22 protein-coding genes, 1 tRNA gene and 1 pseudogene are annotated in these 23576 nt (G+C 62.9%); 13 read left to right on the top strand and 11 right to left on the bottom strand.

All coding sequences use genetic code 11. The features are described 5' to 3' along the window. Positions 1-157 precede the first annotated feature (157 nt). On the top strand, positions 158-784 hold the full coding sequence (locus P3T25_RS15415; RefSeq protein ID WP_429358334.1) for a helix-turn-helix transcriptional regulator: 627 nt from the start codon (positions 158-160) through the stop codon (positions 782-784). Here P3T25_RS15415 and P3T25_RS15410 read toward each other — a convergent pair. Next, positions 763-1548, bottom strand: coding sequence for a coniferyl-alcohol dehydrogenase (locus tag P3T25_RS15410; protein WP_154567383.1), 786 nt, complete (start codon positions 1546-1548; stop codon positions 763-765). The two genes, P3T25_RS15415 and P3T25_RS15410, sit on opposite strands and share 22 nt — an antisense overlap. 213 nt (positions 1549-1761) lie before the next feature. Between P3T25_RS15410 and P3T25_RS15405 the strand changes: the two are divergent. The 6 genes and pseudogenes from P3T25_RS15405 (at position 1762) to P3T25_RS15380 (ending at position 8865) form a co-directional block, all read left to right on the top strand. Beyond that, positions 1762-3210 (top strand): annotated as a pseudogene (locus P3T25_RS15405) (aldehyde dehydrogenase). A gap of 70 nt (positions 3211-3280) precedes the next feature. Further along, complete coding sequence (locus P3T25_RS15400) at positions 3281-4210, top strand: MBL fold metallo-hydrolase (protein WP_429358333.1); 930 nt, start codon at positions 3281-3283, stop codon at positions 4208-4210. Positions 4211-4243: 33 nt separating this feature from the next. Then, entirely contained in the window at positions 4244-5236 is a 993-nt protein-coding gene (locus tag P3T25_RS15395; RefSeq protein ID WP_429358332.1) for an amidohydrolase family protein, read from the top strand. 196 nt (positions 5237-5432) lie between these two features. Further along, on the top strand, positions 5433-6776 hold the full coding sequence (locus P3T25_RS15390) for an MFS transporter (RefSeq protein ID WP_429358331.1): 1344 nt from the start codon (positions 5433-5435) through the stop codon (positions 6774-6776). A gap of 71 nt (positions 6777-6847) precedes the next feature. After that, positions 6848-7936, top strand: a complete 1089-nt coding sequence (locus P3T25_RS15385) for a porin (protein WP_429358330.1) — start codon at positions 6848-6850, stop codon at positions 7934-7936. Positions 7937-8028: 92 nt separating this feature from the next. Further along, complete coding sequence (locus tag P3T25_RS15380; protein ID WP_429358329.1) at positions 8029-8865, top strand: Nramp family divalent metal transporter; 837 nt, start codon at positions 8029-8031, stop codon at positions 8863-8865. An 84-nt stretch (positions 8866-8949) separates the two neighbouring features. Here P3T25_RS15380 and P3T25_RS15375 read toward each other — a convergent pair whose 3' ends face one another. Then, positions 8950-9555 (bottom strand): IclR family transcriptional regulator, encoded by a 606-nt coding sequence (locus P3T25_RS15375; RefSeq protein ID WP_429358328.1) that lies wholly within the window; start codon positions 9553-9555, stop codon positions 8950-8952. A 13-nt stretch (positions 9556-9568) separates the two neighbouring features. Here P3T25_RS15375 and P3T25_RS15370 point away from each other — a divergent pair, with 13 nt between their 5' ends. Further along, entirely contained in the window at positions 9569-10009 is a 441-nt protein-coding gene (locus P3T25_RS15370; RefSeq protein WP_429358327.1) for a TolC family protein, read from the top strand. 220 nt (positions 10010-10229) lie between these two features. Here P3T25_RS15370 and P3T25_RS15365 read toward each other — a convergent pair. From P3T25_RS15365 to cysS, 6 genes are all read right to left on the bottom strand, one after another. Continuing rightward, a tRNA-Ser gene (locus tag P3T25_RS15365) sits at positions 10230-10323 on the bottom strand. A 208-nt stretch (positions 10324-10531) separates the two neighbouring features. Then, positions 10532-11782 (bottom strand): aspartate kinase, encoded by a 1251-nt coding sequence (locus tag P3T25_RS15360; protein WP_154565101.1) that lies wholly within the window; start codon positions 11780-11782, stop codon positions 10532-10534. Between the two features lie 375 nt (positions 11783-12157). Beyond that, a complete protein-coding gene (gene tilS, locus P3T25_RS15355; RefSeq protein WP_168435888.1) occupies positions 12158-13654 on the bottom strand; it encodes a tRNA lysidine(34) synthetase TilS in 1497 nt (498 codons plus the stop codon). A gap of 48 nt (positions 13655-13702) precedes the next feature. Further along, positions 13703-14674 carry an acetyl-CoA carboxylase carboxyltransferase subunit alpha gene (locus tag P3T25_RS15350; RefSeq protein ID WP_007181378.1) on the bottom strand — a complete coding sequence of 324 codons (972 nt, stop codon included), beginning with the start codon at positions 14672-14674 and terminating at the stop codon, positions 13703-13705. 124 nt (positions 14675-14798) lie between these two features. After that, positions 14799-15875 (bottom strand): DNA-3-methyladenine glycosylase family protein, encoded by a 1077-nt coding sequence (locus P3T25_RS15345; RefSeq protein ID WP_429358326.1) that lies wholly within the window; start codon positions 15873-15875, stop codon positions 14799-14801. A 47-nt stretch (positions 15876-15922) separates the two neighbouring features. After that, a complete protein-coding gene (gene cysS, locus P3T25_RS15340; protein WP_154565105.1) occupies positions 15923-17320 on the bottom strand; it encodes a cysteine--tRNA ligase in 1398 nt (465 codons plus the stop codon). A gap of 257 nt (positions 17321-17577) precedes the next feature. On the opposite strand from cysS, the gene P3T25_RS15335 reads away from it, so the two are divergent. From P3T25_RS15335 to P3T25_RS15320, 4 genes are all read left to right on the top strand, one after another. Continuing rightward, entirely contained in the window at positions 17578-18309 is a 732-nt protein-coding gene (locus tag P3T25_RS15335; RefSeq protein WP_154565107.1) for a tetratricopeptide repeat protein, read from the top strand. 49 nt (positions 18310-18358) lie between these two features. Further along, on the top strand, positions 18359-18940 hold the full coding sequence (locus P3T25_RS15330; RefSeq protein WP_097389655.1) for a peptidylprolyl isomerase: 582 nt from the start codon (positions 18359-18361) through the stop codon (positions 18938-18940). A 139-nt stretch (positions 18941-19079) separates the two neighbouring features. Then, positions 19080-19574, top strand: a complete 495-nt coding sequence (locus P3T25_RS15325) for a peptidylprolyl isomerase (RefSeq protein ID WP_054041841.1) — start codon at positions 19080-19082, stop codon at positions 19572-19574. A 47-nt stretch (positions 19575-19621) separates the two neighbouring features. After that, positions 19622-20419, top strand: coding sequence for a UDP-2,3-diacylglucosamine diphosphatase (locus P3T25_RS15320; protein WP_154565109.1), 798 nt, complete (start codon positions 19622-19624; stop codon positions 20417-20419). On the opposite strand, the gene cysE is transcribed toward P3T25_RS15320, so the two are convergent. From cysE to P3T25_RS15305, 3 genes are all read right to left on the bottom strand, one after another. Then, the gene (gene cysE, locus P3T25_RS15315) at positions 20420-21250 is read right to left on the bottom strand and encodes a serine O-acetyltransferase (protein ID WP_171925487.1); all 831 of its coding nucleotides are present in this window, start codon (positions 21248-21250) and stop codon (positions 20420-20422) included. A 182-nt stretch (positions 21251-21432) separates the two neighbouring features. Then, the gene (locus P3T25_RS15310) at positions 21433-22269 is read right to left on the bottom strand and encodes an RNA methyltransferase (RefSeq protein ID WP_168435889.1); all 837 of its coding nucleotides are present in this window, start codon (positions 22267-22269) and stop codon (positions 21433-21435) included. Positions 22270-22413: 144 nt separating this feature from the next. Then, positions 22414-22566 (bottom strand): hypothetical protein, encoded by a 153-nt coding sequence (locus P3T25_RS15305; RefSeq protein WP_429358325.1) that lies wholly within the window; start codon positions 22564-22566, stop codon positions 22414-22416. Positions 22567-22633: 67 nt separating this feature from the next. On the opposite strand from P3T25_RS15305, the gene P3T25_RS15300 reads away from it, so the two are divergent. Further along, a complete protein-coding gene (locus P3T25_RS15300) occupies positions 22634-23437 on the top strand; it encodes an inositol monophosphatase family protein (protein ID WP_154565115.1) in 804 nt (267 codons plus the stop codon). The last annotated feature ends 139 nt before the right edge of the window (positions 23438-23576 follow it).

Here is a 23576-nt window from a genome sequence, read left to right as displayed (position 1 = left end):
CGATCTGAGTCATGGGCTGTGTCCACTGTTAATCAGTGGACACAGCTTGCCTTGCTCTCAATTCGGGCGCTATGTGCTGATAAATTCGCGCTTACGGTTGAGGGCGAGACTGTCCCCCGGACAGTGGGCCATCTACGATACGGCGAGACCGTATCTGATGAGCGCGCCACATTCCATTCACGTGGCCATCGCAACCATTCCGAAGGAACTCGTTCGCCTCACGCTCGCCGAGCGTTGTGCGCTCGTGCAGCCCCTGACTTCCCTTAGCGGCGCAGGCCGTCAACTTCGACAGTACATCGTTGATCGCCTGGACGAACTCGAAATCTCGGCGGGATGTGACGCGGTCGAAACCGCCCCGTCAATTGAATGGGAACTGGCAAGCCAGATCAAGTTTGCCCTGCAGGACCAGATTGCCGAAACGAGAAGGAACCTGCACCCGAGGATGCTACGGGCTCGCATCGTGGAATACATCGAACAGAACCTGTCCGATCCGGAACTCACCGTTGACCGGATCGCACACGACCTGCACTGTTCGAAACGTTATCTGCACACGGTATTCGATACCGCGGACAACACGCTCGGGCGCTACATTCTGCAACTGCGACTCACGAACGTCTGTCGTGCCTTCAGCAATCCATCGCTGCAACAGTGCTCGATCACCGAGCTTGCGATGAAGTGGGGCTTCGTCAGCCCCGGCCATTTCAGCCGAACCTTCAAGGAAACGTTCGGCATCACGCCCCGCGACTACAGGGCGAGCGTGGCTCAGTCGATACCCGCCTGCTGACACAGGATATGTGCCGCCATCCCGCCGTCGCACGGGATGTTCACCCCGCGTATCCAGCGACTCCCCTCGCCGCAAAGAAACACCACGAGAGGAGCAATATCCTCCGCTTGTCCCGCGCGCTCCAGGAGCCGCATATCCTCCTCGGCACGCTCGCCGAGTGTCTGCAGGAAATCCTGGTGAATCGGCGTTTCCACCGGCCCGGGGCTGACGGCATTCATGCGGATCCCACGCGCGCGCCACTGCCAGCGCCTCTGCAGCGTCCACGTGATCAAGGCTTCCTTCGACAGGAAATATGCGCGCGCATCGTCGACCCCGTGCTGCGTGCAGAACGTCGCGACATCGTCGAGGCTGTCGACGTCGAGCAAGGCGCGCACCTGGTCGACCTGCTCGGCCCAGCCGAAACCGGCCAGTGAGCCCAGATTGACGATCGACGCGCCGTCGTTGAGCTTCGGCAGCAGCGACAGCGTCAAACGACGCAGGCCGACGAAATTCACCTGCAACACCAGCGCGCCGCCCCTGGTCGGCGGCAGACCCGCGATATTGCACAGTGCGTCCACGCCGCCCTGAATTTCTCCCGCGACCGCATCGATCGAATCCGCGCGCGAGAGATCGGCGCGGATGAACTGATCACACAAACCTGCCGTCGGTTCGTTGCGATCGACCGCGATCACTTTCGCACCCAACGACTTCGCTTCTGCGGCGCACGCTGCGCCAATTCCCGAAGCTGCCCCAGTTATCACTATGGTTTTACCTTGCAACGACATGCTCGTCATCTCCTTGAGTTGTCTCCCTGGCACCAACTCTGCGGCACCGGATGGCCCAACTCTATTCGCAGAACAACGCTTACGTCTTGCCTGAAAGTGCAGTGTTGGCCCGGCAGCAAATCTCCCTGGCGAAATTGCACTGTCAGGCAAGAGATCTCGCTGCCGTTCCCGTACATTCGGCGCCACAGTGTATTTCCAATGGAGACATTTAACTTGAGATCTGTCCAGTTGCTCATTGGGGGACGTGCGCAGCCGGCCGCGTCCGGCGCCACATTCGCGCGCATCAACCCGCAATCGAATCAGGCCGTCACGGAAGCATCCGCAGCCAGCGCAGAAGGCGCCCGGCTTGCCGCGGATGCGGCAGAAGCCGCCTTTGCCCAATGGTCCCAGACCGGCCCGTCCGAGCGTCGCGCCAGGCTCTTGCGTGCCGCAGACCTGATGGAACAGCAGAAAGGCCAATTCGTCGAGATCATGCAGGCGGAAACCGGCGCGACGCGCGTCTGGGCCGAGCACAACGTGTTCGCCGCGGCCGCGATCCTGCGTGAAGCCGCGAGCATGACTACCCAGATCAGCGGCGAAGTCATTCTCTCCGATGAAGGCCGCCTGTCGTTCGCGGTGCGCCAGCCCGCCGGCGTGGTGCTCGGCATCGCGCCGTGGAACGCACCGATCGTGCTCGGCACGCGAGCCATCGCGATGCCGCTCGCCTGCGGCAACACGGTGGTACTGTAGGCCTCAGAACTGTGCCCGGCAACCCACGCGAAAATCGCCGAGGTGCTGGTCGAGGCCGGCCTCGGCAATGGCGTGGTCAACCTGATCACCCATGCACCCGCCGCAGCACGTGAAGTGGTCGGCGCGCTGATCGAGCATCCGGCCGTGCGGCGCATCAACTTCACGGGTTCCACCCGCGTCGGCCAGTTGATCGCCGAGCAGGCCGCGCGTGTGCTCAAGCCGGTCCTGCTCGAACTGGGCGGGAAGTCCCCGCTGATCGTGCTCGACGATGCCGACCTGGAACGCGCCGTTCAAGCCGCGGCATTCGGTGCGTTCTTCAATCAAGGGCAGATCTGCATGTCGACCGAGCGGATTGTCGTTACGCCCGGCATCGCCGCCGCGTTTGTGCGACGCCTTGGCGACAAGGCCAATAGCATCGCCGTCGGTGATCCGCGCGTGAGCGACGCGCCGCTCGGCGCACTGGCCAGCGCCGCGGCCGGCGCGCGCATCAACGAACTGATCGACGATGCACTGAGCAAGGGTGCCGCCCTGGTGGCGGGCGGCAAGGCCGAAGGCGTGTTTATGCCGGCAACGGTGCTCGACGGCGTCACCGCGGACATGCATATCTACCGTGAAGAGACCTTCGGCCCGATCGTCTGCGTGCTGCACGCCGACCACGACGACCACGCGGTGACGCTAGCCAACGACACGGAATTCGGCCTGTCCGCCGCCGTCTTCAGCCAGAACATCGAGCGCGCGTTCTCAGTCACGAAGCGCATCCGCTCGGGTATCTGCCACATCAACGGCGCGACCGTCAGCGACGAACCGCAGATGCCGTTTGGCGGCACCGGCCGCAGTGGTTACGGCCGCTTTGGCGGCAAGGCCGGGATCGCGGAGTTCACCGAGCTGCGCTGGATAACGGTGGCATCCGATGCACCGCACTTCCCGATCTGATCAGCGAATCGCCAGCGGGCGAGCGCCATCAAGCGTTCGCCCGATACAAAAATCAAGCAAGGAGATAAACATGAGTATTCACGCAACCGACGCACGGGCGCACGCGCTGCAGGCGGGATGGACCCGCTTCGATCACGGCGCCTTCGAATGCACGGTCGTCACCGATGGTCTCCTGCATCTCGGGCCGCCACGCACCACGTTTCCGGAGGCCGACGTCGAGGAACTCGACGATCTGCTGATCCGTGCCTTCCTGCCCACCGAATCGATTGCGCTCGATCAGAACGTCCTGCTCGTCAACACCGGCGAACAACTGATCCTGTTCGACACCGGCGTCGGCATCAATGCCGATCTCGGCGTCAAGACCTTCGGGCCGCTGACCGGCCAGGTGATCGCCAACATGCGCGCCGCCGGCATCGAACCCGAGGCAATCGACATAGTGGCGCTCACCCATACGCACCCGGACCATTGCTGGGGACTCGTCGATGACGACGACCGCAAGCTGTTTCCGAACGCGCGCATCGTGGTGAGCCGTGCCGACGTCGACTACTGGACCAATCTCGACAATATCCGACCGTCGATGTCCGACCACATGAAGGATCACTTCTACGGCGCGCACAAGAACCTCGCGCCCTACCGCGATGTAATCAGCTTCATTGAGGATGGCCAGGAAATCGTGCCGGGCATCCGCGCGCATGCCACGCCGGGCCACAGCCCCGGCCATACGATCTATGAAATTTCCAGCGAAGGCCACACGCTCGTTTGCTGGGGCGATCTGTGCCATCACCAGGTGCTGCTGCTGCAACGCCCCGACTGGGCATTCCTGTTCGACTACGACAGTTCAGCCGCCGCGGCGACCCGCGTGAAGGTCCTCGACTGGATCGAGAAGAGTGAATACCAGGTGCTGTCGTATCACTTTCCTTTCCCGGGACGCGGCCATCTGCGGCGCAACGGCGGTGGCTACGACTGGTTGCCCTCGCCAATCCAGCTCGAACGCGCCTGAGCGCACCCTCATCCACATTACGGTCATCGCATCATGAACACACCCTACCGTTGCACCTGCGGCCTGATCGACGTACACGCCCACTGCCTGCCGCCCGCCTACCGCAAGGCGCTCGACGCAGCCGGCCTCGCCACGCTCGACGGCGGTTATCCGGTTCCCGAATGGACGCCGGAAAAAGCCACCGCAGTGATGGCGGAAAACGGCATCGATACCATGATGCTGTCGGTGTCCTCGCCGAGCGTCAGTTTCCTGCCCACGCGGGAAGCGCGCGTGCGTCTCGCGCGCACCATCAACGAAGATATCGCGCAGTTGCGGCGCGATCATCCCGGCAGCTTTGGCGGCTTCATGACCTTGCCGCTGCCGTACGTCGCCGAATCGCTGGCCGAGATCGACTACGCCTTCGACGAGCTCGATCTCGACGGCATCGTCATCGAAACCAATAGCGACGGCAAATATCTCGGCGACCCGTCGCTCGCGCCGATCTTCGACCGGCTCAACGAACGAAAGGCCACCATCTTCCTGCATCCGACCGCGCCGGCCTGCTTCTCGGCGGTCGGCCTCGGACGACCTGCGCCGCTCTTCGAATTCCCGTGCGACACGGCACGTACGGTGATCGACCTGGTGTTCTCGAACACCTTCAAGCGCTGCCCCGACATCAAGCTGATCCTGCCGCACGCGGGCGGCGTCCTGCCTGCGATCGCACACCGGATCGCACTGCTGTCACCCATGCCCGTGATGAAACCGCAGCCCAAGGCATCGGAAGAAGTGATTGCCGAATTCAAGGGTCTGTATTACGACCTCGCGATGTCCGCGAATCAGCCGGGTTTCGACGTGCTGCGCACGCTCGCGCCGATCTCGCAGATCCTCGTCGGCACGGATTTCCCGTTCCAGCCGGCCGCCAACGTGGCACGGAATATTGACAACTTCCGCCGCCTCGAAGGCATCGATGCAGACGAGCACGAGGCGATCGCGCGCAATAACGCACTGCGCCTGTTTCCGCATTTCGCCGCGCGCCCGGCGAGCTGACGCGTTGCGTTCTTAAGCCATATCCGTCGTTCGTTGAAGTTGACGTATCCGCGGCGCCTGGATCGCTCCTGGCGTAGCGGAGGGTTTGTCGCGCCCGCGGCAGCCCGACACCGTACGAATGACGTCCCTCGGCGCGCCATTCGCACAACAGAAAAAAGCGGCACCGATAGCCGACCCAGACACATAGGAGACAAACATGAATACCGTACTGGTAGACGATCTCATTGACGAGCGGCCCTTCGGCCTGTTCCAGGCTGGCATCTTCGCCATCTGCTTCCTGATCGCCCTGATGGACGGCGCCAACGTCCAGGTCATGGGTCTGAGCGCGCCCCTCATGGCCGTCGATCTGAAACTCACGCCGGCCCAGCTCGGCCCGCTCTTCGCCGGCTCCGAATTCGGCTTCATGATGGGCGCGCTGCTGCTCGGTCCGCTCGCAGATCGGATCGGCCGCAAGACCGTACTGGTTGCGTGTGCCTGGCTGTTCGGGCTGGCCTCGCTCGGCACCGTTGCCGCACCCGGCTTCGCGGCGCTGCTCACATTGCGCGTCGTGACCGGCATCGGACTCGGTGGCGCGGCGCCATGCCTCGTGAGCCTCGCAACCGAATACGTGTCGCAGCGCTACCGCGGACGGGTAGCTTCGCTGCTCTGGGCCGCGATGCCGGCCGGCGGCGTCATTGCCGGCTTCGCGGCAAGCGTCGTGATTCCTCAGTACGGCTGGAAGTCGATGTTCTACCTGAGCGGCATCGTGCCCATCGTCGCCGCGATCCTGGTGCTGCTCTTCGTTCCCGAATCGGTGCGGCTGCTGATCCTGTCCAACGCGCCGCAGCAGCGCATCGAGCGCATCATCAGGCGGCTCGCTCCGTCGCGTTCGTTCGGAGACGCGGTGCGTTACGCCACGCACGAGCATCAGGAAAAGGGGCTGCCGGTCAAACATCTCTTCATGGACGGCCGCGCGCCGTTCACCGCATTGCTCTGGCTCGCCTTCTTCCTCAACTTCCTCGCCTTGATCGCGACCCTGGCCTGGACCAGCACGCTGCTGCGCAGCGCTGCCATGCCGGTGGCAGACGCAGCGACGGTGATTGGCTGGAACAACGTGGGCGGAACCATAGGCGTTGCGATAGCCGGCGCTGTGATGGAACGGCTCGGCACCTATCGCTTCCTTGCACTGATCTACACCGTCGGCGCGATCGCGCTGGCCTTGACCGGCATCTGCGCGCCGCACACTGCTTCGGTCGCGCTGTGCTCGGGTCTGACCGGCCTGTTCGTGGGCGGCGCCACCTCGGGTCTGATCGCGATCGCGACGATCGCCTATCCGACCGCGATCCGCTCGACCGGTGTGGGCTGGGGACTCGCGGCCGGACGTTTCGGTGGCGCATCCGGTCCGGTCGTGGTCGGAGCTCTCGTCGCCGCCGGGTTCCCGGTCGCCCAGACCTTCATCGTGATCGCGGCTCCTGTGCTCGGTGCAGCACTGGTGATGCTGATGATGGGACGCCTCAACACCGTGCATGCAACGGATCGCGCCGAATTTGCCGCGCATTGAATCAAGGCCAGGGGACGAAGCCCCTGGCCAGCACCGATCAAACAAAAACAAGCGATATCCAGGAGACAAACATGTTCAAGCGAACGCTACTCATCTGCACCGCGCTGCTCGCATGCGACCAGGCATCGGCACAGGGCAGCATGACCATCTTCGGCATGATGGATGCCGGCATCACGTACGTGAACAATTCAGGCGGAAAGAACAAGTTCTTCTTCGACGACGGCAACTATTATCCCAACATGCTGGGCTTCCTCGGGCAGGAAGATCTTGGTGGTGGAACCAAAGCCGTGTTCGAACTCGTGAACCAGTTTTCACTCGCCAACGGCTCGACCATTCCTGACGCAGACGGGCTCTTCAACAGGACAGCCTACGTTGGCCTCGACAGCGGCACGCTCGGACGATTGACGTTCGGTACCCAGTATGACTTCATGAAGGACCAATTGCTCGAGTACGACGCGTCGCTCTATACAGGCGGTTTCTACAATTTTCGCGACGGCCCGTTTCAGGCGCTGAAGATCCCCAGCAACGCGACCGGATCATGGGATTTCGATCGCGTCGGCGGATCGTCGCGCGTGTCCAACTCCGTCAGGTACCGGTCTATCGACTATGGCGGATTTTCATTTGGCCTGATGTACGGCTTCGGCAACGTAGCCGGCGCCGTATCGACCGATAACACGGTCAGTGCAGCGCTGGAGTATAAGCGTGGCGGGTTCGGCATCGCCGCGGCCTACACCGACGTCAAATACCCGCAAATGGATAACGGCCATGAGGGGATTCGCAACTGGGGAGTCGGCACCAAGTACGACATCGGCAAAGTCCTCGCCAATGTCCTCTACACCAATACCCGAAACACCCTCACGGGTGCGGAGATCAATGCGATACAGCTCGGGGCAGACTGGCGTATCACCCCGGAATGGTCACTCGGTGGGGATTACCAATACATGAAGGGAAACGCCGAACTCTCCAGCAACAAGGCCCATGAAGTCACAGCATCGGTGATGTACTGGCTGTCGAAGCGGACAACCCTTTACGCGGAGGGCATCTACCAGCGCGCGATCGGCGGCAACGGTCCGGCAACGGCGTGGATCAACGGATTGCTCGCACCCTCCAGCACCGGTTCACAGATCCTGGCGCGAATCGGAATGGCGACCACTTTCTAGCCACCCGGGGCCATGCGCCCCGCCAGGCGCTAGAGCCAGCCCGCAGTCCGCGGGCCGCTGCGCACCGACACACGACCATCACGCATGACCCCATGAACAGAACGACCGTCGCCGATCCAGACCTTACCCAGGCGTGCCTGAACGGGCAGCACACCCTCACGGGCAGCGGGGGGCGAGGTCTGCGCACCCTCCTCGCCGCCTCGGGGCCTGCCGTCATCGCCTCCGTGGCCTACCTGGACCCAGGCAACATCATCACCAACCTGCAGGCAGGCGCACGATACGGCGACACCCTCCTGTGGGTCGTCCTCCTTGCCAGTATCGTTGCAATGCTGTTCCAGTCCATGTCAGCCAGGCTCGGAATCGCCACAGGACGCAATCTTGCCGAGATCTGTCGCGATGCGCTGCCGCGCCGCTACGCCATTGCCCTGTGGTTGTTCTGCGAAGCGGCCGCCATGGCCACGGATCTCGCCGAGGTACTCGGTGGCGCCATCGGCATATCTCTGCTTCTGCACATAACGCTGTTCGACGGGATGGTGATCACGATCATCGCGACCTATGCCCTCCTGCAACTCGAAAAGCGCGGATTCCGCCCGCTAGAACTCGTGATCGCCGGTTTCGTTGGCGTCATAGGGATGGCATACCTGGCCGAACTGACGATCATGCCGGTGAACTGGTCGTCCGTCTGGCGGCACTCCTTGCCTTCGCGCTTCGCCGATCACGGCGCGCTCAACCCTGCGGTCGGCATCGTCGGGGCCAGACAACGGCCCGTGCCACAGGGCTCCCTTGAATACAGGATCCAGGTTAAGTGCAATGCTGTCGCCGAACGATTCAACCTGCCACCGGCCACGATAGTCGTTATAGCTCACATGTACCAGTTGCACGGGCGAATTGGCCACCTTGACCCAGTAAGGACCGGCAAGGCCCGGTAGTGTGTCACGCCAGGCTTGTGCTCCCGCACCTCGTTGGGGTGCGGCCGCAAAGACTGTGTTCATATCCGTCATTTCCACCTCATTTCATTCATCGGGGCGATTGCGCCCTATCTCACCCAGCAAGACATCCCGGCACGCCAGCAACCTCTCCACGATTCGTGGTCGTCCGGCTGCCGCGACACGGACTGCCGGAGCCGGAACGGATACCGCAAAGCGCCCGAGGATGGTATCAACGCCGACAGCAAGGGACACAACACCGGGCGTCGTTTCGTTGTCGTCGACCGCATAGCCGATGCGCCTCACACGCTTCAGTTCCTTCAGTAGTTCGCCGCTGTCCGTCCCCTTGGCGTCTGGCAGTTGAAGCAGCATCAACGCCTCCTCGTCCGCACCGAGCGCCAGTAACGCCCTCCCGCCCGCCGTGGTCGCGAGCGGCAGGTTCGCCCCGACACGCGGCACCACACGCAGTTCCTGCTCGGCTACCACCACGTGAATGAACGCCAGCTCGCGGCCGCTGATCCGGCCGAGCGCCACCGTTTCGCCAATATCGTCGCTCAGCGACTGCAGGTGCGGGGCCGCCACGGCTACCACGTCGGTATGCAGTTTGCCGACCAGCCGCAGGAACGCCGGCCCGAGCCGCACGCCATCAGCGCGCCCGGTACGAACGAGCTCCTCGTCAGCCAGCGCCTTCACGATGCGCTGGATCGTGGAACGGGGTAGATCAACCGCCTTCGCGATCGGCCCGACGCTCAGCCTGCCGGTCTTCGAAGGCGGACGACTGCGTGCCCAACTGAAGCTGCGTGAGGCACAGCAGCAGGAGGCCGCGCTCGCGTATCAGCGTACGGTGCTTGGCGCCTGGAACGAGATCGACAACACGCTCTCCGCGCTCTCGACGGAGCAGCAGCGGCGCACGAGTCTCGCGGCGAACGTTGCGCAAAGCGACCATGCCTTGCAGCTCTCGACGTCGCGCTACCAGGCCGGCGCCGACACCCGGCTCGATGCGCTCGCAGCGCAGCGAACCCTGCTCGCGGCAAAGCTCGAATGGATACGCAGCGATGCGGACGTATCGCTGAACGCAATACGTCTGTACAAGGCGCTTGGCGGTGGTTGGGAAGGTGCGGGCGACACCCCGCTCGCCGCGCGCTGACGAATCACGCTGTTGCGTCACATCACCGATGCAACAGCTCGCCTTTCCTTGATCGACCGAGGGCTATCGCACGATTGCTGCTCTAATTTTCCCGACCAGAACAGGGATGGGTCTGCCATGGGAGACGGACTTACCAGGAAATCCGCGATGGGCTAGCTGATGGGCTGAAAAAGAAAAAGCCCCGTAAGTCGTTGAACTTACGGGGCCTTGTCACCGCTTTTGGCGGAGACGGAGGGATTCGAACCCTCGATCCAGGTTTTGGCCCAGATGCTCCCTTAGCAGGGGAGTGCCTTCGACCTCTCGGCCACGTCTCCCAAACTTTCGGTCGCGCAGGGAGTCAGCGCAACGAAGCCAAGATAATAGCGGGCCGAACCGCGAAGGTCAATGTCTGCCGCACATTTTTTGTGCCAGCTTTGTCACTGACGACGCAATTAATTGACATTAACTTGCGTCACATTAGCCGGGCGTACCGCACACATTCAGAGATGAGGTGCTCTTGTACACCCCACCCCGCACAGCAAATTACGCTTGATCCAGTTCGAACGCCTTATGCAGCGCGCGCACGGCGAGCTCCATGTACTTCTCGTCGATCAGCACCGAAATCTTGATTTCGGAGGTCGAGATCATCTGGATGTTGATGCCCTCTTCCGACAACGTGCGGAACATCGTGCTCGCGATACCCACGTGCGAACGCATGCCGACGCCGACCACCGATACCTTCGACACCTTCGGATCGCCCAGCACCTGCTCAGCCTGCACATGGCCCTTCACCTGGCCGGTGAGGATGTCCATGGCGCGCTGATAATCGCCGCGGCCGACCGTGAACGTAAAGGCCGTTTTGCCTTCGACGCTCTGGTTCTGGATGATCATGTCGACGTCGATATTCGCGTCCGCCACCGGGCCGAGAATCTGATACGCGATGCCCGGCTTGTCGGGCACACCCATCACGGCGATACGAGCTTCGTCGCGCTGAAACGCGATGCCTGAGATGACTGCTTTTTCCATGGTCTCGTCTTCTTCAAATGTAATCAGGGTGCCCGACTTCATTTCAGTGTCGAGCGGGATCAGCGGATCGGTCAGGCTCGACAGCACACGCGTCTTCACCTGATATTTGCCGGCGAATTCCACCGAGCGGATCTGCAGCACCTTGGAACCCAGGCTTGCCATTTCCAGCATTTCTTCAAACGTCACGCGATCGAGGCGGCGTGCTTCTTCCACCACGCGCGGGTCGGTCGTGTAGACGCCGTCGACGTCCGTGTAAATCAGGCACTCGTCGGCCTTCAATGCGGCAGCGACTGCAACAGCCGACGTATCCGAACCGCCGCGGCCGAGCGTGGTGATGTGGCCGTCAGGGTCGATACCCTGGAAGCCGGTGATCACCACTACTTTGCCCGCTTCGAGATCGCGCAGCACGCGCTCGCCGTCGATTTCGCTGATGCGCGCTTTCGTGAACGCGCTATCCGTTTTGACCGGCACTTGCCAGCCGGCATAGCTGACCGCGTCGACGCCGGCTTCCTGCAGCGCGATGGCCAGCAGTCCCGAGCTGACCTGCTCGCCGGTAGCCGCAATCATGTCGAGTTCGCGCGGGCTCGGCTGGCTCGTGATTTCTTTCGCGAGACCGAGCAAGCGGTTGGTTTCGCCGGACATTGCCGACGGCACGACGACCATCTTGTGGCCGGCCTTATGCCATTTCGCGACGCGCTTGGCGACGTTCTTGATGCGCTCGACCGAGCCCATCGAGGTGCCGCCGTATTTATGTACGATGAGTGCCATTGTCGTTCTGAACTGGAGGAGAAAACGCGCTGGCGCGCTGGAGACGACCGCACAAAAGCACAGGAGCGCAACGTCTTGTGAACGACGGCAAAGTGTGTGGCGGCGTAGATGCAGCGCGCGTGTAACACGCGCGGATTTGCCCGGGAATGATCGCTAGTGGCTTACCGGAAACGACGGATCACGCACGGAAACCGCAAAAGCGACGGCGAAATCGGGTCGGGCAAACAAGTTAAATTACCCGATCGAGCGCAAAAAGACAAGCCGAAATGGCCGTCGAATGATCCATATTACCGGCTGAAAAGGCGTATCCGGCGCGGTTTTGCGCCCTATTCCGGAGATTCACCGGATAGATAACCCGCCTGTCCGACTGGTCGGTCAGGCGATCAGCAGGTCGTCGCGCCAGATGATCCTGACACGCGGCTCGGCCGCATCGACCTGCTCGGGCAACGCTGTGCGGTTCAGGCCGAGCAAGGGCACGAACAGCAGGTCGCCGCCTACGTAAAGCAGCGGCACGTCACGCTTCCATGCCGGAATGCCGCGCTCCTGGAACAGGTTCTTCAGCGTGCGGCTCGGGCTGCCTGGTGCAGCGCTCGTACGCATCCGTTCGCCGCCACTGCGCGAACGCGCGCTTAGCAATGCCCGGCGCAGAACGCTGACGGGAAGCGTATCGTGATCGTCTGACGCTCCATCGACAATGCCGGAGGCATCGCCATCGGCAGCGGAATCGACATCAGAAGCGGCGGCGACAGCGACTGCGACAAACACAAAGGTGCCCCGCCATTGCGGCAAACGCCAGATCGCTTCACCCTGCCATGCGAGTTCGCTCACTGCGCGCTCAGCGAGCGCGGTTTCATCGGCGGGCTCACTGCTATCGCCCGCTTCCCAGTAGATCAAGCCGCGATAACTGCGCAACGCTTGCCCTGCATGATCGATACGCAGGCTATGGCCCTCGCCGGCTTCCCCGACTTCGCGCAACTGCCGCAAAACGTCGGTCAGACGCGCGGTCGATGCAGCAGCCAGACCCAGTGTGCGCATCCAGTAGCGCAGCAGGTTGAGCGCGCGATCGTCGTCGAGGGCGAGCAGCACATCATGCGATAGCGCGCGGCCATCATCGCGCACGGCTTCGTCCAGATCGATGCGCGCGAGATCGTCGAGCAGACGCTGCGCCGATGCCGCATGCGCGGCGGTGCGCGCGAGTGCGTCGCGAAAACCAGGAAAGTGGACGGCCAGCGCCGGTGTCACCTCGTGACGCAATGCGTTGCGCGCGTAACGGGTGTCCGCGTTCGATTCGTCGTCGATCCAGCGCAGATTCCGGGCGCTCGCATACTGCTCGAGTTGCGCTCGCAGCAGATGCAGCAAAGGCCTCACGCGCACCGAGGAGGCGCCTGCCGGCAAGTACTCGGGCGCCATCGCCGCAAGTCCCGCGAGGCCCGCGCCGCGCAGCAATTGCAATAGCACCGTCTCCGCCTGGTCATCCGCATGTTGCGCGAGCCATAGCGTGGGAACGGCGCGTGCTGCGCACATTGCGTCCAGCGCACGGTAACGCGCATCGCGCGCCGCGGCCTCGACACTCACACCCGCGTCACGCGGCACCTCGACACGCTGTGCCGCGAATTCAACGCCACGTTCCTGCGCAAATGCTTCGCAATGCGCGAGCCACTCGTCGGCATGCGCGCTGAGTCCATGATGCACATGCAGCGCGACACAACGCGACGCCCCCGCGACACGCACCACCGCATCCAGCAGCACACTCGAATCGACGCCACCGCTGAACGCCACCGCAATGCGCGCATTCGCAGGCAACGCGGACAGCGCAACGCCGACCGCCTCGAGAACGAGGCGGTCGGCGGGCGATTCGGCGGTGGGAGTCACGTCGCTAGCGCGTTACGCGCTGAAGGACGAAAGAGAACGCGCGCGGGCTTACGCACCCGGCGTCGTTTCCTTGAACTTGCCGTACGACATCAACCGTTCGAAACGGCGTTGACGCAGGTCGTTGATGCTCATGCCCTGGAACTGGCGCAGCGAGTCGGCGAGTGCACGGCGCAGCATCGCGGCCATGCCCTTCGGATCGCGATGCGCGCCACCGAGCGGCTCGTTGACGATCTTGTCGATCAGGCCGAGCGCCTTGAGACGATGCGCGGTCAGGCCGAGCGCTTCCGCGGCTTCCGGCGCTTTCGCTGCGCTCTTCCACAGGATCGACGCGCACCCTTCCGGCGAAATCACCGAATAGGTCGAGAACTGCAGCATCAGCACGCTGTCGCCGACGGCAATCGCAAGCGCGCCGCCCGAACCGCCTTCACCGATGATCGTGGCGATCAGCGGCGTCTTGAGTTCAGCCATCACGTACAGATTGCGACCGATCGCTTCCGACTGGCCGCGCTCTTCCGCGCCGATGCCCGGATAGGCGCCCGGCGTGTCGATGAACGTGAAGATCGGCAAGCCGAACTTCTCGGCGAGACGCATCAGGCGTTCGGCCTTGCGATAGCCTTCCGGACGCGGCATGCCGAAGTTGCGCAGCGCGCGCTCCTTCGTATCACGACCCTTCTGATGGCCGATCACCATGCACGCCTGGCCGTTGAAACGCGCGAGGCCGCCGACGATCGACAGGTCGTCCGCATAGTTGCGGTCGCCGTGCAGCTCGTGGAAATCGGTGAACAGCTCGTTCACGTAATCGAACGTGTACGGGCGTTGGGGGTGACGGGCGATTTGCGAAACCTGCCACGGGGTGAGGTTCGCGTACAGATCTTTGGTGAGCTGTTGACTCTTCTTGGACAGCCGCTCGATCTCTTCCGAAATATCGACGGCCGAATCGTCCTGCACGAAGCGCAATTCTTCGATCTTCGCTTCGAGTTCAGCGATCGGCTGTTCGAAATCCAGAAAGGTGGTCTTCATTGGTTGTAATCCTTGGACTTACCGGCAGCGCGTATTCTAACCGCGCTCGCCGATGTCAAAACCATTTCTCAACTATCGATTTTTAACAATTGATAGCTTTTCAAACGGCATCGCTTCTTTTGCTTTAGTAGTCGACCGGCAACGGATCGAGACTACGCCACATATACCAGGTGGCGACAGTGCGCCACGGCTCCCAGTTTGCCGCGACCTCACGCGCTTCACTGCGCGTAACCGGTTCGCCGCTGAAGTAATTGACGCTGATCGCGCGGATCAGGCCGAGATCGTCAAGCGGCAGCACGTCCGGGCGCGACAGATTGAAGATCAGGAACATTTCCGCGGTCCAGCGGCCAATGCCGCGGATCTGCGTGAGTTCGGCGATCACCGCCTCGTCGTCCATCGAGGTCCACTTGCCGACGTGCAACGCGCCCGACACGAAGTGCTGCGCGAGATCGAGCACGTATTCGGCCTTGCGCCTGGACAACCCGCACGCGGTCAGCTTGTCCTGACCGAGCTTGATGAACTGCTGCGGCACGAGCTTCGGACACGCCGCCTCGACTTTCGCCCAGACCGCCTGCGCGGACGCTACCGAAATCTGCTGCCCGACCACCGAACGCGCGAGCGTGACGAACGGATCGCCACGGCTTAGCAGATGCACCGGGCCGAACTTCGGGATCAGTTTCTTCAGGATACGGTCGCGCTTGACGAGGTCCGCGCACGCCTTGTCCCAATACGCCGGACGGGTGACTTCAGGCGTGAGGCCGCCGATCTGCACCGGCACCGCGAGTTCAGCAACATCCGCGGCTTCCCCGCCCGCACTCGATGACGCACGCGTCTTGCGTACGACTTCGCCTTCGTGAGTATCCCGCGCGAGTTCTCGCACGTCGCCTGCGAGTTCGGCAGGCAACGCGCCATTGCTTTTTGCACGCGAGGTTTTGGCACGCGTCGAAACAGGCGCGTGCGCCGACGAGCCGTTCAGCGCGCGCTTGACGGTGGTCTTCTTCGCCGCCCCGGTCGTTGCCGTTGCTGCTGCACCCGCCGCGGCACGCACGCCTGCCTTCGCCGCCGCCCCGGCGGCTTTCGATGATGCATTCTTTACCGCGCTGCCGCCCGCGCGAGCCGACGTTCGTGTCGACTTTACCGCGGTTGCCGCGTTTGTTTGAGACGTGGCTCGTTTAGCCGGCGTCTTCGTGGCCGTTGCCATCCTGCCTCCTGCCTGGCGAGTCGATCAGAGGGAAGTACGAGGTGCGCTCACACGCGCCGCCACTCGGTCAACCCGCCGGGTTTGTCTTCAAGTGCAACGCCGGCCTCGAGCAATTCTGCCCGGATCCGGTCTGCTGCTGCATAGTCTTTCGCCTGCTTGGCGGCCACGCGCGCGGCGATCTTCGCTTCGATCGCGGCGGCGTCGAGCGCGCCTTCCGCGGCGGCGCCCGCAGCCCGCTGCAGGTATGCACGCGGCTCCCGGCCGAGCAAGCCGATCACAGCGCTCAGCGAGCGCAATTGACGGGCCAGCGCGGGATCGCGCGTGCGGTTCACTTCAGTTGCCAACTCGAACAACACCGACACTGCAACCGGCGTGTTGAAGTCGTCGTTCATTGCTGCCTGGAAACGCTGCGCATGCGCTTCGTTCCAGTCGAGTTCCGCACCGTCCGGCGTGACGTCTTTCAGCGCGGTGTACAAACGCGTCAGCGCACTGCGGGCGTCGTCGATATGCACGTCGCTGTAATTCAACGGCGAGCGATAGTGTGCGCGCGCGATGAAAAAACGCACGACCTCGGCATCGTACTGCGCCAATACTTCGCGAATCGTAAAGAAGTTGTTCAACGACTTCGACATCTTCTCATTGTCGATCTGTACGTAGCCGTTGTGCATCCAGTAATTGACGAAGGTTTGTCCGGTCGCAGCTTCGCTTTGCGCAATCTCGTTCTCGTGGTGCGGAAACTGCAGGTCCTGACCGCCGCCGTGAATGTCGAAATGCTCGCCGAGCAACGTGCAGCCCATTGCCGAGCATTCGATATGCCAGCCGGGGCGGCCGCGCCCGTACTTCGACTCCCAGCCAGTGTCGGCCGGTTCGTCCGGCTTCGCCTGTTTCCACAGCACGAAGTCGAGCGGGTCCTGCTTCGACTCGTTCGCGGCGACGCGTTCGCCGGCGCGCAGATCTTCGAGCGACTTGCCCGACAGCTTGCCGTAGCCCGCGAACTTGCGCACCGCATAGTTCACGTCGCCGTCGGCCGCCTGATAGGCGTAACCGTTCACCTCGAGCTTCTCGATCATGCCGAGCATCTGCGGGATGAAATCGGTGGCGCGTGGTTCCAGATCGGGCCGCTCGATACCGAGCGCATCCGCATCTTCATGCAAGGCTTTGATGAAGCGATCGGTCAACGATTTGATCGTTTCGCCGTTCTCCACTGCGCGCCGGATGATCTTGTCGTCGATATCCGTGATGTTGCGCACGTAGGTGACGTCGTAGCCGAGCGTGCGCAACCACCGCTGCACGATGTCGAACACGACCATCACCCGTGCATGACCGACGTGACAATAGTCGTACACGGTCATCCCGCAGACGTACATCCGCACGACGCCATCCTGCAGCGGCACGAAAGTTTGCTTGTCACGCGCGAGCGTGTTGTAGATGCGCAGTGATTCCATAGAGAACGGTGCGTGGGCCGAAAGAAATCCGCAATGTGTTTCGTGCTGTTTCGTGCATGAGGCGCCCCGCGAGAAGACGGCGGGTGCGTTCTGTGTACTGCAACACGCACAGCAGCAAACCGGTGCACCTGGTGCGGCGGTCAGGCTGCGTTCAAGGCGGAGACGACCACGAGTGGCGAAAAGACAGTTTGCGGTTCGACGGAACGCGCAGACCTTTTGTTAGAATGGGTCGGAGTATAACATCCAGACCCGAGCCTATGAAACCTTCCAGCGGCCGCGCGCGCAGCGCTGCGACCCTCGCCGCGACGGCATTCTGCGCCGTCGCCCTCACGGTCTTGCCGGGTGCTGCCGCGTACGCGCAGAAAGGCGCCGCGACCATGCCGCAGGGCCCCGCCGTGCGTGACAACACGCCGGAAATCGACGCGTCGATTGCGCAGAAGAACTGGGAAGCCTCGCTCACCCAGCTCGACGCGCGCATCGCCTCGAATCCGCACGACGCGCAAGCCAGGTTCAAGCGCGCCACCGTGCTCGCCCACCTGAATCGCGACGACGAAGCCATCACCGCGTTCACCGAACTCACGCAGCTGTATCCGGAACTGCCCGAACCGTATAACAACCTGGCCGCGCTCTATGCGAAGCACGGCCGTTATGCCGAGGCACGCGCCGCGCTCGAAACCGCGACCAAGGTGAATCCTGGCTACGGTCTCGCGTACGAGAATCTCGGCGATCTGTATCTGCGCATGGCGAACGAAGCCTACCGTCGCGCCCAGGGCCTCGGCAAAGCAAGCGCCACGACCACGCAGCGCCTCGCCGACATCCAGAAGATCGTTTCGCCGCCCAAGGGCAGCGCGCCGGCGAAAAAAGCCGCGGCGCCTGCCGAGGCCAGCGCCGCGCGCCCCACCGCGGACATGACACAAACACCGAGCTTCCAGTACGGCGGCGCAAATGGCTCGCTCGCCATGCCGCCCTACATGGCGCCGTCGCAGTAACACCGTCACCGTTTTCGGCAACACGTTTTTTCCAACCCTGAGGATCTTCATGAAATGGTTGATGTTGGCGCTCGGCAGCGCCGCCCTGATCGCAAACGCCCCCGCCTTTGCCCAGTCCGGTTCGCAGGCCGCGCACCCGTCCGTCCTCTTCAAGACCACGGAAGGCGACATCCGCGTCGAGTTGTATCCTGAGAAGGCGCCGAAAACGGTCGCCAACTTCCTCGACTACGTGAAGTCCGGCCAGTACAGCGGCACGATTTTCCATCGCGTGATTCGCGGCTTCATGATTCAGGGCGGCGGTTATACGCAGAGCTTCGCTGAGAAGCCCACGCGCGCGCCGATTCCGCTCGAAAGCCGCAACGGTCTGAAGAACGCCGCCGGCACGCTCGCCATGGCGCGCACCAGCGATCCGAATTCGGCCACGGCGCAGTTCTTCATCAACACGGTGGATAACGCCGGCCTCGACTATCCGAATCCGGACGGCAACGGCTACGCGGTGTTCGGCAAGGTCACGAGCGGCATGGACGTCGTGAAGAAGATCGAAGGCACGGCCACCACCACACGCGGCCCGATGAGCGACGTGCCGCAAAAACCGATCGTGATCGAATCGGCCACGGTGGTCGGCAAGTAAGCAATAGAGCAGGAAGCAGCACCAGGCACGCTGCACAGGAAATCAACCCAATCTACGCCCCCGGCGCGGCCCGTCGTCATCTCACTTCATGACGAACGGCCGCGCCTTTTACCCACCCCGTTCATCAAAGGATTCCATCATGGTTGAACTGCATACAAACCACGGCGTCATCAAACTCGAACTGGACGCTGAAAAGGCGCCGAAGTCGGTTGAGAACTTCCTCAACTACGTGAAGGCCGGTCACTACGACAACACGGTGTTCCACCGCGTGATCGACGGCTTCATGATTCAGGGCGGCGGTTTCGAACCCGGCATGAAGCAGAAGCCGACGGCTGAGCCGATCACCAACGAAGCGAACAACGGCCTGAAGAATGTCAACGGCTCGATCGCGATGGCTCGCACGAACGACCCGCACTCGGCAACCGCGCAATTCTTCATCAACGTGAACGACAACGACTTCCTGAACCACTCGTCGCCGACGCCGCAGGGCTGGGGCTATGCGGTGTTCGGCAAGGTGGTCGACGGCATGGACATCGTCGAGAAGATCAAGAAGGTCAAGACGGGTTCGAAGGGCTTCCATCAGGACGTGCCGGCCGACGACGTCGTGATCGAAAAAGCAGTGATCGTCGACTAAGCGTCCGATAAGGGCCAACGCGTTTGAACTGACATCAGGCACCTTCAATGCTGCAAGAAACACCGCTGCGAAGCGTCGCCGCGGGCGTGCCTGGCGAGGGCAAACGCCCGCACGCCGCACGCCCGTTTTTTCTCCTCTCCGATATTCATCTGAGCGAGGCGATTCCGCACACGGTCGCCGCGTTCGAACACTTCGTCCGCGTCACGGCCGAGCAGGCGGATTCGGTTTTCATTCTCGGCGATCTGTTCGAGTACTGGATCGGCGACGACATGCTCGTCGAGCCGTTCGTCGCGCGGATGGCGGCGTTGCTGCATACGCTGTCGGAACGCGGTATCGCGCTCTACATCATGCACGGCAATCGCGATTTTCTGCTCGGCAAGCGCTTCATGAAAGCGGCCGGCGCGATCTGGTTGCCCGATCCGTTCGTGATCACCGCGTTCGGCACGCGGATCGTGCTCGCGCACGGTGACGGCCTCTGCACCGCGGATCGCGGCTATCAATTTTTCCGGCGCTTTGCGCGCATCCGTTTCGCGCAGATGCTGTTTCTCGCGTGGCCGTTTCGCTGGCGTCAGGCGCTTGCGGAAAACATGCGCTCGAAAAGCGAGCAAGGCCGTTCGCGTCCGGTTTCGCCAAAGTATGACGTGACGCCGAAAGCCGTCGCTGCGTTATTCAAGTCGTCGAAAACGGCCACGATCATTCATGGGCATACGCATCGTCCGGCGCGGCATCGCGAGCCGGGCGGCACGCGCTGGGTGTTGCCGGATTGGGATCTCGATCACGGCGAGCGCCGTGGCGGTTATCTGCGGATCGATGCGGAAGGGATTCGGGCGTTGCCGCTGAACTGACTAGCGCTCCGCCACCGCGCCTTCCACCTTTCCTGCAATCGCGGCCGACAGGCGCCGCAGATCGAGCAGCGCCGCGTCGGCGCCTTGCAAGCCTTCCAGACTGGTTCCCAGCCGCTCCAGCGCGTCGACGATTTCGTCGATACGCTTCGATTGCGTGGCAGCGTGGTCGATCAGACCGTGAATCGCCAGCGATACCGGATCGTCCGCATTCGGCGTGATGCCGTAGGCGCAGAATGCGCTCTTTTCCGACACTGCCTTCGACTCACGCGCTGCGCCATTTGCCGATGCGCTCGCCGTGGCTACCACGGCGGCGGCTGCCGGGACAATGATCCGCGCCGGATTACCCACCGCCGTGCCACGCGCCGGCACAGGCTTCGTGACCACTGCATTCGAGCCGATCTTCGCGTCCGCGCCGATCGTAAAACCGCCGAGCACCTTCGCCCCCGCGCCGACGATCACGCCGCGTTCAAGCGTGGGATGCCGTTTCGCCCCCCGCGTGAGCGACGTGCCGCCAAGCGTCACGCCCTGATAGATCGTGCAGTCGTCGCCGACTTGCGCCGTCTCGCCAATCACGACGCCCATGCCGTGATCGATGAACACACGGCGGCCCAGCGTAGCGCCCGGATGGATTTCGATGCCGGTCATGAAACGCGCCATCTGCGAGATGAAACGCGCGAGCCAGCGGCGTTTAGCCTGCCAGCATGCGTGCGCGAGCCGGTGCAGCACGAGCGCGTGCAGACCCGGATAACACGTGATGACTTCCCAGGCGCTGCGGGCGGCGGGATCGCGCTCGCGGATCGTGGCGATGTCTTCGCGGAGTCTCGTGAACATGGCAGGGACTAGGTTGTGGGGAAAAAGACCGCCTGCGTGAAACACCACGCACGGCGGATGCTTGCCGCATAGCAGATCGGCAGCTTTGCTTAGAACGGTTCGAGCGATTGTAGGGCGATTGCGCGAAACCTGCCGGAAGCCCACGCTGCCGGCAAGGTCGTAGATTGATGGGCACGCAGCCCTTAGGACGCGTCGTCGCCCGGCGGTTTGGTCTTCAGCAGAATATGCTTGGCGATGCCGCGCACGATATTCACTTCCTCGCGCTCCAGACCGGAACGCGCGAACAGGCGCCGCAAGCGGGACATCAATTTCTTCGGATTGGCCGGATCGAGAAACTCGAGCGCGACCAGCGCGCTTTCCAGATGAGCGTACATGCTTTCGATTTCGTCGCTTGCCGCCCGCGTGCCGACCGGCTCGCCCTGCCCGGCGACCGCTTGAGCCACCGCGGATGCTGCAGCCGTTGCCTCGCCCGCGGACAGATACGCCGTGCGCAATTCATACGCCAACACCTGCACGGCCTGCGCAAGATTGAGCGAACTGTAGGCGGGATTGGCCGGAATATGCGCGAGCGCGCTGCAGCGCTCGACATCCTCGTTCGACAGGCCCGTGCGCTCGTTGCCGAACACCAGCGCGATCTCGCCATGTATTGCCTGCTCGCGCGCGGCGCCCGCCGCGGCACGCGGCGTCCATTGCGGCGGCCCGTATTCGCGCAGCCGGGCGGTCAGTGCAATCGACCAATGCACGCCGCTCAACGCATCGGCAAGCGTCGGTACGACGTGCGCGGACGCCAGCACGTCGTCAGCGCCGCTCGCCATGGCGATGGCTTCCGGATCGCTTTGCACGTGCGGCACACGTGGCGACACCAGCACGAGGCGCGAGAAACCCATGGTTTTCAGCGCGCGCGCCGCGGCGCCGACGTTGCCGGGATGGCTGGGCTCGACGAGCACAAAGCGCGTCGACGTAAAACCGCCGCGCAGGTCCGCCACGGCGGGATCGGAAGAATGGTGGGTGTGGTCCACGATGAAACTCGGCAAGCTAAAGAACGCGTATGGTAGCGCCAACAGTGCATCGGCTCCGAAATGCGCGTGTCCGCCGCGCTAAAGCCGCGCCGTTGGACCGTCGCACGCCATGCCTGGCAGCAAGCGCTGCCGCGGCGCCCGGACTCAGGTAAAATACCAATATTCGCGCCCGGTTTTCTCCTGTGAAAGGTCCGGCGCCTCGTTCTTATCCAATTCGTCTCCGTCGGCGGAATGCGCACCCGGTCCTTTGCCGGACGTGCGTTCCGTGCTGTTTCCGCGCCCTTTGATGGCGCTCAATTAGCGCTCATCCCGCGCTCATTTACCGGTAAGCAGCCGTGCTGCCCCGGCACAAGGATCCAGTCTCATGCATCCCATGCTCAATATTGCTGTGAAGGCCGCGCGCCGCGCAGCCCAGATCATCAACCGCGCGTCGCTCGACCTCGATCTGCTCCAGGTCAGCAAGAAACAGCACAACGATTTCGTCACGGAGGTCGACAAAGCGTCTGAAGCAGCGATCATCGATACGCTCAAGACAGCCTACCCCGATCACGCCATCCTCGCCGAAGAATCCGGCAAGTCGGACAACGACTCCGAATATCAGTGGATCATCGATCCGCTCGACGGCACCACCAATTTCATCCACGGCTTCCCGTACTACTGCGTGTCGATCGCACTTGCGCACAAGGGCATCGTGACGCAGTCGGTGGTCTACGATCCGACCCGCAACGACCTGTTCACCGCCTCGCGCGGCCGCGGCGCGTTCCTGAACGACCGCCGCATCCGCGTCGCCAAGCGCGACCGCCTGGCTGACGGCCTGATCGGCACCGGCTTCCCGTTCCGTGAAAAGGATGGCCTCGAAGCGTATGGCCGCCAGTTCGCTGAAATGACCGAAGCCTGCGCCGGCCTGCGCCGTCCGGGCGCTGCCGCGCTCGATCTGGCCAACGTCGCCGCGGGCCGTATGGACGGCTTCTTCGAGCAAGGCCTGAATCCGTGGGACGTCGCCGCAGGCAGCCTGCTGATCACGGAAGCCGGCGGTCTGGTCGGCAATTACACGGGCGACTCGGACTTCCTGCACGTCGGCGAAATCGTCGCGGGCAATCCGAAGGTCTACGCGCAGATGATCCCGATCCTGTCGCGCTACAGCCGCACGCGCCAGCAATCGGCTTAAGGTTCAGGTCTCAGGTCTGGACTGGCCGGCTCGGTGCCGGCATCGGTAATACAGCATCGGTAATACGTAAAGCGGCTTCGGCCGCTTTTTCGTTGGCCCGCCTGCACCCGGCGGGCGTTCGTGCTACAAAGCGGAAGGC

This window comes from Paraburkholderia sp. GAS32, assembly GCF_050434225.1.
GTDB lineage: Bacteria > Pseudomonadota > Gammaproteobacteria > Burkholderiales > Burkholderiaceae > Paraburkholderia > Paraburkholderia madseniana.
This window is presented reverse-complemented; position numbering and strand designations above follow the sequence as displayed.